We start from the raw sequence: 12,614 nt of genomic DNA, 5'->3' as shown, positions 1-12,614 counted from the left end.
CTTAACTCCTCTTCTCACGGAACTTTTTGGGTGGCATCCCCACATGTTTATGGAATTGTGTGCAGAAGTAGTGCTGACTGTTAAAGCCACATCGCTCAGCAACGTCTGCAATATTCAAATCTGAATGACGGTGAAGAAGTTGTTTGGCGTACTCCATTCGTAATTGATTCAGATATTCAGAGAACGAGATGCCTACTTCTTCATGGAAGAGTCGGCTCAGATAGGTTGGATTCATGTGAACAGCTGAGGCGAGCCCGGAGAGATTGATTTTTCCTGAAAACTGTTTTTGCATAATCTGGAGTGCTTCCTGAATGACTTTGGACTGCACGGCCGGCGAGTCATTATGATCAAATTCATGTAGTACTTCGAGCAATTCCTGTTCAATGACGGGTTTGGTGATGTAATCCATAACTTTCAGCTTGATCGATTGACGAGCGTATTGAAAGTTGTGGTGTGCAGAGATCATGATAATATGAATTTCGGGGTGAAGACGGCGCAGGTCCTCGGCAACGAGCAGACCGGATTTGCCAGGGAGATTAATATCAAGCAGGGCGAGTTGAATCTGTACTTCTTGTCCAATCGATGTCGCTTGTGTTCCATCGGCAGCTTTGTAGAGACGCCAGAAAGGAAATTGAGGCTGAATTAGAAATTCCAGCTGCTCCAGTTCCAGAGGTTCGTCATCAACCAGCAATACATTCATGATGAAGTCCCCCTATTCGTGATGTATCGTTCTCCGTTTCTAATGAGCTTTCAATATCTCTTCTTGAGTATAGGGCCAACTGACCTCAACGATAGCTCCTCCTTGTGGTCCAGCTGATAAGCGGAGAGAACTCTCCTCACCAAAAAAGATATGCAGTCGCTTTCTGATATTTTCCAGCCCATGTCCTTGAATTACTTCATCTGAGGATGTTGGTGTGAGACCCACACCATTATCGATTACGGTAAGCAACACTTGTTTTTGATTTCGAAGACAACGGATGGTTAACTCGACAGGGCCCATTTTTGGTTCAAGTCCATGTTTGAACGCATTTTCTACAATCGTTTGAAGCACAAAGGGAGGGATGAAAGCATTAAGCACATTCTCATCGTAATCTGTGACAAGTCGCAACCGTTCACCAAAGCGTAGATGCTGAATCTCCAGGTAATGACCGGTATAACGAATCTCCTCTTCGAGACGAATCATGGGCTCATCGGTATTGTACTTGAATTTGAGGAATTTGGAGAAAACCTCAAGTGCACCAACAACCTGTTCGGTACGACGTAGTCTGGCCAGACTGAGAATGACGTTGAGGGTGTTAAACATAAAGTGAGGCTGGATCTGTTGACTGAGCTGTACATACAGTGATTTTTGAAACTCTTTCTCCAGTTCGATCTGCCTTGTTTGCATCCGAAGCAAGTCCAGCTGTTTCTCGAAAAAAAACAAAATCAATAGAGCAATCGCCCCCACAATGGGAGCGATTATGAATATTAGGACGATGAGGGTAAATTGATCAAGATTAATCATGATGGTCCTCCATGCTAAATGCTAACATTGGGTGTCTATTCAATCTGATAGAGCCATCCGTAAATCATAAAATTATTAAAATATGAAGTTGAAAGAGAAATGTATTGTCATATTAATGTATTTTGGTAAGTGATTCAATAGAAGGGAAGCAATTTGTAAATGGTGCCCAAAAAGGATGCATGATTTTAGGAAATCAGATGGCAGGCAGCCTGATGTCCCTCATGAATGGTGCGCAGTTCGGGAACTTCAGAAGAGCAGCGATCAACTGCAAACGGACAACGTGTATGGAACCGGCATCCACTAGGTGGATGGATGGGAGAAGGGACATCACCGGTTAACTGAATACGTTCTTTCGGCTGATTACGTTTCGTCGATGGAATGGAACTCAGCAGTGCACGTGTATATGGATGTTGCGGGTGATCAAACAGTGATTTTTTATCAGCGATCTCAACGATGGTGCCCAGGTACATCACGATCACACGATCAGAGATGTGACGGACCACACCAAGATCATGGGAAATAAACAGGTATGTCAGTTGATGTTGTTTCTGAAGTTTTTTAAGCAAATTAATAATCTGAGCCTGAATGGATACATCCAGCGCGGAGACGGCTTCGTCACAGATAATTAATCGAGGCTCCAGTGCAAGTGCTCGAGCGATTCCAATCCGTTGGCGCTGCCCACCGCTAAATTCATGAGGTAAACGATCAATATGCTCCGGACGCAAACCAACATTGTCCATCAGTTCACGGATACGGTCATCTTGTTTGCCGCGAGGGACTACTTTCTGTATTTCCAGTGCTTCCTTCAAAATCTGCCGTACGGTCTGGCGTGGGTTTAAAGAGACGAAGGGATCTTGAAAAATAATCTGCATATCCTTGCGCATTCGCTTTAACTCAGCTTTATTTAACTCTAGAATGTTTTTGCCCTGAAAATAAATCTCTCCACTCGTAGGGTCATCGAGTCGCAGGATGGAACGTCCTGTTGTTGATTTGCCACAACCTGACTCCCCTACAATACTAAGCGTTTCACCTGCATGAATTTGAAAGCTAATGTCATCCACAGCTTTGACATGGTGAACCACTCTGCCGAGCAGGCCTCCTCGAATGGGAAAGTATTGTTTCAAATGCCTGATATCAGCAAGGACATCAGAACTCGAAAGTGCCGCAGATTTCATGTCTGTTGCGGACAATGGGGGGGTTACATGGATGCTTGTCATATTAATCTGCTCCCTTCCTGATTCGAGATGTGCGGGTGGCCGCTTACATCACAGTCACTCCATTTTTCGTCATACATCCAACATCGTACTGATTCTTCATCGGAAATATTCAATAGCTCAGGCTGAGCCATAGAACAGATATCTTTGCGGAAAGCACATCTGGGGGCGAATCGGCAACCTGAAGGCAGATCATAAGGACTCGGAACAGTTCCCGGGATGGCTAACAACTCTTCCTGGTCCTCATCGATCCTTGGCAGTGACTGAAGCAGTCCCTGGGTGTATGGATGTCTGGGGTTATCAAATATGGAATCCACAGAGGCGTATTCAACAATCTGTCCTGCATATAGAACCGCTACGCGGTCACAGGTTTCTGCAACAACACCCAGATCATGTGTGATCAGGATGATGGACATGCCCATACGCTGCTGGAGTTGCTTCATCAGATCAAGAATTTGAGATTGTACGGTTACATCGAGCGCTGTCGTGGGTTCGTCTGCGATTAACAGATCAGGTTGACAAGCCATAGCCATTGCAATCATGACGCGTTGACGCATGCCGCCACTAAGCCGGAAGGGTTCCTGATGCGCGCGTTCTTCAGGGGAGGGTATTCCTACCATGCGCAAAAGTTCAACGGCCTTTGCCCAAGCTTCTTTCCGTCCCAGGTTCTCATGCAGCCTGAACACCTCAGCAACCTGTTCTCCGACGGTATAAACAGGATTCAGCGAGGTCATCGGCTCTTGAAAAATCATGGATATCTCTTTGCCACGAATGCGCCGCATCTGTTCTTCAGACTTGGTCAATAGATCCTCATTCTTGAACAAAATCTGACCTCCGACCGTTCGGCCCGGACGACTTAGAAGCTGCATGATGGAGAGAGATGTCATGCTTTTTCCACAACCGGATTCTCCAACCAGACCTACTGTCTCTCCGCGATATACACTGAAATCAATGCCATCAACGGCTTTGCTAATTCCTTCGTCCGTAAAAAAGTATGTTTGCAGTCCTTGTACTTCCAGCAACTTCTCCTGCGTTACCCTGACCATTCAATCTCCTCCTTAATCCATCTCAATCCTTTTGTTGAAGTACCGGTATAACAGATCCACACCCAGATTCACGAATACAAAAATGACAGAAGCAACAAGTACGCCTCCTTGTACGACAGGGAGGTCTCTCATACGGATGGCATCGACGATCAATCGCCCCAGACCATTGATAGCAAAAACAGATTCGACCAGAACCGTCCCGCCAAGCAGTGTTCCAAATTGCAATCCGATGACAGTGATCACGGGAATAAGCGCGTTTTTGAGGGCGTGTTTGTACACAATGAGTCTATTTTTCAGACCTTTTGCCCGTGCGGTACGGATGTAGTCCTGATGAATGACATCCAGCATACTGGAACGGGTCATGCGGGCAACGATGGCGGCTCCCGAAGCACCAAGCGTAATGGCAGGTAAGATGACGTGTTCCAGGCTTCCCCAACCGGTAACGGGCAATAGATGATATTTGACGGAGAAAAAGGAGATTAACATCATGCCCAGCCAGAAGCTGGGGAGTGAGATGCCCAGCAGGGCAACCAGCATGATCAGGCGATCCGCTGTACTATGTTGGCGGGTAGCGGATACAATTCCCGCTATCATACCGAGTACAATCGTGATGACAATACTGGCCAATGCCAATTGAATGGTTGTGGGCAAACGAAGCATAATTTCGTCCATTACCGGATGGTCTGAGCGATACGAGGTTCCCAGATCTCCGCGAAACACATCGAGTACATATTGGATGTATTGCAGCGGAAGAGGTCGATCAAGTCCCAGATCATGGCGGATCGCTTGTACCGTTTCTTCAGATGCTCCGTCTCCGGCGATGAGAACGGCAGGGTCTCCGGGGACCATCTGCATAATAAGAAAGACAACCAGAATTACGCCAAATATAACGGGAACGGTCTGAATGAGGCGTCGCACAATGTAAGTCAGCATATATGGTGTTCTCTTCCTTTCATGAGCAAAGTTATTTTAATTTGGGGTCAAGTGCATCCCGGAGACCATCACCAAACAGATTGAAGCCGATCACAAGTGTAGAGATGGCGAGGCCGGGGAAAAGAGCCAGATATGGGGCACTGAACATGTAATCACGTCCACTGCTTAACAGGGCACCCCATTCTGCGGAAGGAGGCTGAGCACCCAGACCTAGAAAGGAAAGACCTGCAGCGGACAGAATTGCAGTTGCGAGGCGCAACGTAATCTGCACGATAATAGGCGACATAATATTGGGCAATATGTGCACAAGAATGATTCGCAGATCACTTCCGCCAAGCGTGCGTATGGAATCAATGTATTCAAGCTTACGGACGGTCAGTGTTGAGCCTCTTACAATTCGTGCGAACATGGGAATGGAGAAGACACCAACAGCAATCATGACATTGATCAGGCTTGCTCCCAGTGCACTAACAATAGCCAAAGCGAGCAAAATACCCGGAAAGGCTAGAAGGATATCCATGATTCTCATAATAATGGCATCCAGCCAGCCACCGTAGTAACCAGCTACCAGTCCCAGAAACACGCCGAAGATTGCACCAATACTTACAGCAGCAACACCGATTAATAGGGATAAACGTGTTCCGTAGATAATGCGGCTAAGCAGGTCACGGCCTTTATCATCCGTACCCATCCAATGATCCCAGGAGGGGAGGAGTAATTTGTCAGGCAGATGAATGTTATAAGGATCGTATGGAGCAATCCATGGGGCAAAAAGAGCAACAATAATATAGAAGAGAACAATGAGGCCTCCGGCAGAGGCTAGTTTGTTTGCTGCCATACGGGTAAGAAACTTACGCAGTTGACCAGGTCTTATTACCGTGTGTGGAGCAGCAGGTGTGATCACAGATTGATTCATAGGAGCCTCCTTTATCGCTTGATATGTTAATAAAACTAACACAAAATAATGAAAGATAAAGGATTTTTACTCATGAAGTAAAAAAAACGAAAATTTAAGTAAAGATCATGTAAATAAACATGACAATTAATCGCTAGAATGAAATTCAAGGCAGGTTTGATAGCCTCCAACTCCAAAAAAAGAAGCTAAGAAGGGGGAGATGCGAATTGGATAACATGAATTCAACAGACTACTGGCTGCTTAATGTTCAGATTGAACGCCGCTATGTCTTTGACGGGGATGATGTACGGGGTACGGAAACAGAACTTAGTCATGTACAGATTAGAGAAGGGGTGATTGTGCAAGTCATTGCGGCTGACAGGATGAATTCGGTCAACATGGACGGAGAACAGATTCTGGCGGAGCCCGCGTACGATGGCAGAGGAATGTTGTTGTTACCTTCATTCACCGAGAAGCATGTTCATCTGGACAAAACGTTGCTGGGAGAACCGTGGCAAGCGGTTATACCCGCCAGCGGGGTGGCGGGTAGATGTGAAATCGAGAAACGGGTTCTTCCACAGCTTGTTACACCGCCGCTGCAAAGGGCTGAACTTCTGCTTCAACGTCTGATTGAAGCGGGTTCCACCCATATACGGACCCATATCGATGTGTATCCTGAAGCAGGAACCAAACAAATGGAACCCGTTCTGAACTTGTTCCATTCTTATCGTCATCAGATTACACATGAGGTCGTGGCGTTCCCACAGCATGGTTTATTGCGTTCGGGCAGCAAGGCATTGGTTCGTGAAGCGCTTCAGCAAGGGGCTCATCTGGTCGGCGGGGTTGATCCTGCAACAATGGACACAGATCTGGAGGCAAGTTTGCAACTGATGGTGGAGCTTGCAGTTGAAGCGAGTGCAGGTATTGACCTGCATCTCCATGATCCGGATTATTTGGGCACCTATACAATGAAGAGATTGGCAAGATTAACTGTGGAGGCAGGACTGCAGGGCAACGTATCGATCAGTCATGCATTTGCACTTGGCGAAGTCAGTGAGGCAGAAGCGCGATCTACAGCAGATCTGTTGGCAGAGGCGGGAATAACCATCATAACCAGTGCGCCTCATGGCCGAACACTGCCACCTGTGCCACTGCTGTGGGAGCATGGAGTGAACGTGGAAGCAGGGTGTGACAACATTTATGATACGTGGCAACCCTTCGGAAACGGAGACATTCTGGAACGTGCTACAAGACTCGCAGAACGGTTTGCCTGGATTGATGAGCGTTCGTTAGCCCGGTCGCTGAGACTGATCACGGGAGGCAGAGAAACACTGGATGCTCAAGGTGAACGAGTGTGGCCTGTTCCGGGCGATTTGGCAGATTTGGTATTGGTGGATGCGAGTTGTGCAGCGGAAGCTGTAGCCCGCAGAGCACCAAGAAAAGCGGTTTTCTCCAAAGGACATCTCATCTGGGATGATCAGAAGGGACACCGAAAGGTGCATGAGTAAGCCCTTTGGACAAACCTACGGATGTTCATTGGATTCAGATCATTTGACGAAAAAGGGGATGAGGAGCATTTTACAGCATCAGCATACACCGTATTGGTTACGCAATGTCCGTCTGGAACAAGGGTATCGTTATGAGAATGATCATATAACCGGGACCATAAGTGAATTGTTTGATCTATGGATCGAACATGGGAAAATCATGCGAATCGTTAAAACGGAAGATCGTAATATTTTTGATTCGTTAACGGTTACTACAGAATTGATGAATGAAGGAGAAGCGGAGTTGGCCATGCCAAGCTCGGATCGGGATGCTGGAGGGATGCTGCTTTTACCTGGGTTCCGCGAAATGCATATTCACATTGATAAAACGTATTACGGTGGACCTTGGATCGCGCCGACGCCACCTGAAGGAATTTTCAAAAGAATTGCAGAGGAGCGTGAACTATTGCCACGGCAATTGCCGCATGCGCAGGAGAGGGCTGTAAAAGTATTGTCTCTTCTTCAATCCAGCGGAGTTACGCATGTGCAAACCCACTGCAATATTGATCCTCAAATTGGGCTTGCCAACCTTGAAGCAACCGTGTCAGCTGCGGCTCAGTTTAGCCAGAGTCTCACATGTGAGATCGTGGCGTTTCCACAACATGGTCTTCTACGCAGTGGCGTTGTTGCAGAAATGAAAGAGGCACTGCGACGCGGTGCACGCTGGGTAGGTGGGGTTGACCCGGCAACGGTGGATAATGATATTGAAAAATCACTCTTTACCATCATGGACCTGGCGGTGGAGGCCAATGCAGGAGTGGATATTCACATTCATGATCCGGGTCATTTGGGCACATTTACGATGAATCGTCTTGCAGCGATGACGGAGCAGGCCGGTTGGCAGGGGCGAGTGAATGTGAGCCATGCACTGGGTTTTGCAGACGTTACAGAAGCGATGCAGGTGCAACTGGCCGAACGGTTTGCGGAACTGGATATCTCGATAACATCGACTGTACCGCTTAACCGCTGGATGCCTTACTCTCTTCTGAAGAAATACGGAGTTCGAGTTGAATTGGGTGAAGATACCATCACGGATCACTGGGGACCTTTTGGCCGTGGTGACATATTGGAACGAGCTGGACGGTTGGCTGAGCGTGAGCGATGGAGTTCAGAACGGGGATTAGCCGAGACGCTGGGATATATTACAGGGGGAATCACCCCGTTAGATGAACAGGGTAATGTTCAATGGCCTCTCATTGGTGATCCAGCGACAGCGGTTCTTGTGCAGGCTTCCTGCTCGGCTGAAGCGATCGCAAGGCGTTCAACGCGAGGTGCATTCATATATCAGGGGAATCTTGTTAACGGGTAACATTCAGACATATAACATCATTCAATTCATAACGGAAGAAGGAGATTATTATGAAAAAAAGAGGGTTTGTCGGAAGCATGCTGGCATTGTCCATGACACTTGTAATCAGTGCCTGTTCATCGGGAGGAACATCTACTGCAGGTGGTGAAGCGGTCTCTCCGGGAGAACGCCAATCGGGCGGTACACTGGTCATAGCGAGACAGAGTGATGCCAATAATCTGGACCCTCAGTACAGTTCCCAGATTAATTCGATGGCGGTATACCATCATAAAATAACAGAAGGGCTTGTCTTAATGGACAAGAACAGCAAGTACCAACCATTGCTGGCTACGGAATGGACGCAACGGAATGATACAACATGGGAGTTCAAATTGCGTGAGGGAGTGTCTTTCCATGATGGGACACCTTTTAATGCAGAGGCTGTGCAGAAAACGTTTGAACGTATTCCAACTACACCCAAAGCAGGCATGTTCTCCATGATCAAGGAAGTGAAGGCGGTGGACGAGCATACGATTCAGTTCATCCTGAATTATCCTTACGCTCCAATCATGTCGCTGCTTGCCAGTGCGGAAGGAAATATACTCAGCCCGGCTTCCATAGAATCGGCGGGAACAGATATGGTGAAGGAACCTGTCGGAACAGGACCATTTGTATTTGAATCATGGACACCAGGAGACAAAATTGTACTTGCTAAAAATGAAAATTATTGGGGTGACAAACCAAACATCGATAAAGTGGAGTTTAAAACCGTCCCGGAAGATACGACCCGCTTGGCGATGGTTGAGACAGGAGAGGCTCAGGTAGCAGAACAGGTTCCCTCCACGGAGATTGCACGGATTGAAGCTTCTTCAACCATGAAACTGGGGCGTTACGAGGCTTTTTCTACGGACCATATAGGGTTTAATACAAGCAAAGAGCCATTTAACAACCCGTTGGTTCGTCAGGCTGTAGCATATGCGGTGGACAAGGAATCTATCGTCAGCGGCGTGTACAACAATATTGGCAAGGTAACGGACTCCACACTCGGAACAACGATGATCGGATACAGTTCCAATGTGAAGGGATACAGTTATGATCTGAACAAAGCGAAGTCCTTGCTTGCTGAGGCTGGGTATCCAGAGGGGTTCTCGGCCACGCTATATACCAGTGATAACAAAACAAGGGTGAACGTAGCGGAAGTATTACAGTCTCAGTTGAAAGGTATTGGAATTAACCTTGAGGTGAAAGTGCTGGAGTTTGGAGCTTACATTGATGCAGCAGCAAAAGGGGAAACCGAAATGTTCCTGAGTGGATGGGGGAATGCAACAGGCGATGCGGATTATAATCAGTTCAACCTGTTTCACAGCACCTCCAAAGGAGTTCCTGGCAATCATTCCTTCTATAATAATCCGGAAGTGGATCAATTCATTGAAGATGCCCGGAAAGAAACCGACCCGGATAAACGCACAGCCATTTATGAAAAAGCCATCCAACTTGAGCTGAACGATGTTCCAATTCTACCATTCCGTAATGGCGAGAATTTGGCAGCCCTCTCCAAAGATGTGGATGGGGTATGGATTAGTCCATCCGGTTTTGTTGAGATCAATAGCGCAAGCTTTCTGAAATAAGGACTGAGGAGTGGTCAACATGATCCGCCAACTCATTCATAATTGCCGGATTCCCGGGAGTTATGGACTTCATAATATCGTATTGCATGGTACAACCATTGAGCAGATCCTGCCGTCTTCGGACGGTGGGGGTTCATCCATAAGTGACATGACAGGTATGATCCATGGAGAACTTGAAGAAAATCATGGGCAGTATGGATGTATATTTGATGCTAAGGGTGGTCTCGTCCTGCCAGGATTAATTGAACCACACATCCATCTGGAAAAGGCGCTTTTGCTTGATCGCATGCCTGGTGATGCTGACTCATTGCAGGAAGCGATCTCGATGACAGCTGCGCTTAAGGCAGGGTTCACGGAGTCCGATATGATCAAAAGATCTATAGAAGTCATCCGAAAACTGTCCAGTTACGGCGTAACCAGACTCCGTTGTCATGTTGAAGTGGACCCCATGCTGGGACTACGGGCGATGAACAGTGCGTTGACTGTGAAAGAAAAAATGGAGGACATGATGGGGATCCAGATTGTGGTCTTTCCGCAAGAAGGAATTTTTAGTGCCCCAGGTACCGCAGATCTTATGGAAGAGGCAGTCAGGGTGGGAGCCGACGTAATTGGTGGAATCACTTATGTTGATCCTAAACTGGATGACCACCTGAATTTTGCGTTTGAACTGGCTGCGCGGTACAATCGCCCCCTTGATTTCCATGCTGATTTCTCATTAAATCCTGAAGATGAAGCTATACTTCACATTGCGAATAAGACCTTGGATTATGGGTTCCAGGGCAGAGTTTCGGCTGGCCATGTAACATCGCTTGCGGCTATGCCTCGGGAAAAGGTGAAGTTATGCGCCAGAAAGATTGCACAAGCGGATATCCATCTCATGACACTTCCAGCAACAGATCTGTACCTGAATGGCCGATCGGATAACGATAACACCCGCAGAGGCATAACGCCGGTTAGTTTGTTGCGGGACGAAGGGGTCAACGTGATTTACGGCGCTAACAATATTCAAAATGCCTTTACACCTTTTGGTAATGGCAATCCGTTTGATATCGCTTGGTTGCTTGCCCATGCGGCCTACATGGGCAGTGAAGCGGATGCCGATACTTTGGTGGAGATGGCAACACTTGGTGCAGCACGGGCGCTGGGAATAGACAATTACGGTCTTCGAGCTGGAGCACAGGCCGATCTGGTCATATTTCCAGTGCAGTCAAGGCGTGAACTGATTATTGAACGACCGCGACCTGTTGGAGTATGGAAGAATGGTCGCCTTCTGACTACGAAAGTGGAGGATGGAGAATGTCATGAAATTAGTTATCGATAATGTACTTTTGCCTACGGGAACACACACGTTGGTTATTGAAGAGGGGAAGATTACACAGGTCATAGCAGAATCCACGGATCAGGATCAAATCATACATGCTCGCCAGAGCGCTTCCGAATCATGGAACGCTGCCGGGCTTGTGTACCTTCCCACACTTGCAGACATGCATTGCCATCTGGATAAACATCATATCGGTGAACGCTGGATACCCCTAGAGCCGTTTCAGACACTGGAATCACATCTTGCATATGAAAAAAAGCTGCTGGGTGGATTGACTCAAACAGTAGGAGAACGGGCGAAAGTTCTTGCGGAACAAATGATTGATTACGGTACAACGCGCATTCGTACACATGTTGATGTGGATCCTGAGGTGGGGCTCCGAAATCTGGAGGCCATACTACGCGTACGAGAAGAGCTTTGTGATTACATGGACATTGAGATTGTAGCATTTCCACAGCAAGGGCTCATTCGTTCATCATCTGAACAGATCGTGAAGGAGGCTCTGGCACTGGGTGCCGATCTGGTTGGTGGTGTCGACCCGGCAGGTCTGGATGGGGATATGGAACGCAGTTTACAGATGATGTTTGATATCGCTACAACTGCAGATAAGGGGATAGATCTTCATCTTCATGATGGAGGTGAAACCGGTTTAGCCACCTTACGGCGATTTGCTGAACTGACAATGGAGGCAGGACTTCAGCATCGAACAGCGGTTAGCCATGCCTATTGCTTGGGGGAGCAAACGGAATTGGACGTACAGCCTACCCTTGATGTGTTAAAACAAGCCGGAGTATCACTTGTATCTAGTGTACCTATAGATCGTCCAATGCCGCGAGGAAGCCAAATCCTCAAAACAGGTGTTAACTTCATGCTTGGCTCCGATAACATCCGTGATGCCTGGTCTCCATTCGGCAACGGGGACATGTTGCAGCGAGCTTCCCGAATGGCTGAACGTGAAAATTGGGTCAGTGATGACAGGTTGCTGGGCACCTATACGTGGGTGAGTAATGGCAAGTTAACCCCAAGCGTTGGTGATCCGGCTGACTTTATGTTAGTTCGGGCATTAAACGCCCAGCACGCTCTAGCTTCTGTACCCGCGCGCGCGGCGGTATTCAAAAAGGGCAAACGTATACGTTGAGATAGAAAATACGTTTTACATTCCCAACACAAATTGCTGAAGCAAATGTCCTTGACTGCCTCATTGCAACATACCATTAACTAAAGGGTAATTCGAATGG

At 47.5% G+C, this 12,614-nt stretch carries 11 protein-coding genes; 5 read left to right on the top strand and 6 right to left on the bottom strand.

Translation table 11 applies throughout. The features are described from left to right. Nucleotide 1: 1 nt before the first annotated feature. The 6 genes from QVE09_RS06030 to QVE09_RS06005 all read right to left on the bottom strand — a co-directional run bounded on the left by QVE09_RS06030 (nucleotide 2) and on the right by QVE09_RS06005 (nucleotide 5,613). Nucleotides 2-700 (bottom strand): response regulator transcription factor, encoded by a 699-nt coding sequence (locus tag QVE09_RS06030; RefSeq protein ID WP_315936121.1) that lies wholly within the window; start codon nucleotides 698-700, stop codon nucleotides 2-4. A 39-nt stretch (nucleotides 701-739) separates the two neighbouring features. Continuing rightward, nucleotides 740-1,504: a sensor histidine kinase gene (locus QVE09_RS06025; protein ID WP_315936120.1), complete on the bottom strand. Its 765-nt coding sequence runs from the start codon at nucleotides 1,502-1,504 to the stop codon at nucleotides 740-742. Nucleotides 1,505-1,689: 185 nt separating this feature from the next. After that, complete coding sequence (locus tag QVE09_RS06020) at nucleotides 1,690-2,679, bottom strand: ABC transporter ATP-binding protein (RefSeq protein WP_315936870.1); 990 nt, start codon at nucleotides 2,677-2,679, stop codon at nucleotides 1,690-1,692. Nucleotides 2,680-2,717: 38 nt separating this feature from the next. Further along, the gene (locus QVE09_RS06015) at nucleotides 2,718-3,764 is read right to left on the bottom strand and encodes an ABC transporter ATP-binding protein (RefSeq protein WP_315936119.1); all 1,047 of its coding nucleotides are present in this window, start codon (nucleotides 3,762-3,764) and stop codon (nucleotides 2,718-2,720) included. 12 nt (nucleotides 3,765-3,776) lie between these two features. Then, nucleotides 3,777-4,697: a nickel ABC transporter permease gene (gene nikB, locus QVE09_RS06010; protein ID WP_253434434.1), complete on the bottom strand. Its 921-nt coding sequence runs from the start codon at nucleotides 4,695-4,697 to the stop codon at nucleotides 3,777-3,779. A 31-nt stretch (nucleotides 4,698-4,728) separates the two neighbouring features. After that, on the bottom strand, nucleotides 4,729-5,613 hold the full coding sequence (locus QVE09_RS06005) for an ABC transporter permease (protein ID WP_315936118.1): 885 nt from the start codon (nucleotides 5,611-5,613) through the stop codon (nucleotides 4,729-4,731). 215 nt (nucleotides 5,614-5,828) lie between these two features. On the opposite strand from QVE09_RS06005, the gene QVE09_RS06000 reads away from it, so the two are divergent. Genes QVE09_RS06000 through QVE09_RS05980 form a run of 5 tightly spaced genes read left to right on the top strand, consistent with a single transcriptional unit; the run spans nucleotide 5,829 to nucleotide 12,514 of the window. Further along, a complete protein-coding gene (locus QVE09_RS06000; protein ID WP_315936869.1) occupies nucleotides 5,829-7,100 on the top strand; it encodes an amidohydrolase in 1,272 nt (423 codons plus the stop codon). Nucleotides 7,101-7,158: 58 nt separating this feature from the next. Next, nucleotides 7,159-8,448, top strand: a complete 1,290-nt coding sequence (locus QVE09_RS05995) for an amidohydrolase (protein ID WP_315936868.1) — start codon at nucleotides 7,159-7,161, stop codon at nucleotides 8,446-8,448. Nucleotides 8,449-8,498: 50 nt separating this feature from the next. Next, nucleotides 8,499-10,055, top strand: a complete 1,557-nt coding sequence (locus tag QVE09_RS05990) for a glutathione ABC transporter substrate-binding protein (protein WP_315936117.1) — start codon at nucleotides 8,499-8,501, stop codon at nucleotides 10,053-10,055. A gap of 19 nt (nucleotides 10,056-10,074) precedes the next feature. Further along, nucleotides 10,075-11,376 carry an amidohydrolase family protein gene (locus tag QVE09_RS05985; RefSeq protein ID WP_315936116.1) on the top strand — a complete coding sequence of 434 codons (1,302 nt, stop codon included), beginning with the start codon at nucleotides 10,075-10,077 and terminating at the stop codon, nucleotides 11,374-11,376. Continuing rightward, nucleotides 11,357-12,514 carry an amidohydrolase family protein gene (locus QVE09_RS05980; RefSeq protein ID WP_315936115.1) on the top strand — a complete coding sequence of 386 codons (1,158 nt, stop codon included), beginning with the start codon at nucleotides 11,357-11,359 and terminating at the stop codon, nucleotides 12,512-12,514. Before QVE09_RS05985 ends, QVE09_RS05980 begins: the two co-directional genes overlap by 20 nt. Nucleotides 12,515-12,614: the final 100 nt, after the last annotated feature.

This window comes from Paenibacillus sp. ClWae2A (genome assembly GCF_032452295.1).
GTDB lineage: Bacteria > Bacillota > Bacilli > Paenibacillales > Paenibacillaceae > Paenibacillus.
This window is presented reverse-complemented; position numbering and strand designations above follow the sequence as displayed.

Coding starts and splice junctions, on each gene's coding strand:
- QVE09_RS06015 (WP_315936119.1), bottom strand. CDS start 3,764: ATGGTCAGGGTAACGCAGGAGAAGTTGCTGGAAGTACAAGGACTGCAA.
- QVE09_RS06000 (WP_315936869.1), top strand. CDS start 5,829: ATGAATTCAACAGACTACTGGCTGCTTAATGTTCAGATTGAACGCCGC.
- QVE09_RS06025 (WP_315936120.1), bottom strand. CDS start 1,504: ATGATTAATCTTGATCAATTTACCCTCATCGTCCTAATATTCATAATC.
- QVE09_RS05980 (WP_315936115.1), top strand. CDS start 11,357: ATGAAATTAGTTATCGATAATGTACTTTTGCCTACGGGAACACACACG.
- QVE09_RS06020 (WP_315936870.1), bottom strand. CDS start 2,679: ATGAAATCTGCGGCACTTTCGAGTTCTGATGTCCTTGCTGATATCAGG.
- nikB (WP_253434434.1), bottom strand. CDS start 4,697: ATGCTGACTTACATTGTGCGACGCCTCATTCAGACCGTTCCCGTTATA.
- QVE09_RS06030 (WP_315936121.1), bottom strand. CDS start 700: ATGAATGTATTGCTGGTTGATGACGAACCTCTGGAACTGGAGCAGCTG.
- QVE09_RS05990 (WP_315936117.1), top strand. CDS start 8,499: ATGAAAAAAAGAGGGTTTGTCGGAAGCATGCTGGCATTGTCCATGACA.
- QVE09_RS05995 (WP_315936868.1), top strand. CDS start 7,159: ATGAGGAGCATTTTACAGCATCAGCATACACCGTATTGGTTACGCAAT.
- QVE09_RS06005 (WP_315936118.1), bottom strand. CDS start 5,613: ATGAATCAATCTGTGATCACACCTGCTGCTCCACACACGGTAATAAGA.
- QVE09_RS05985 (WP_315936116.1), top strand. CDS start 10,075: ATGATCCGCCAACTCATTCATAATTGCCGGATTCCCGGGAGTTATGGA.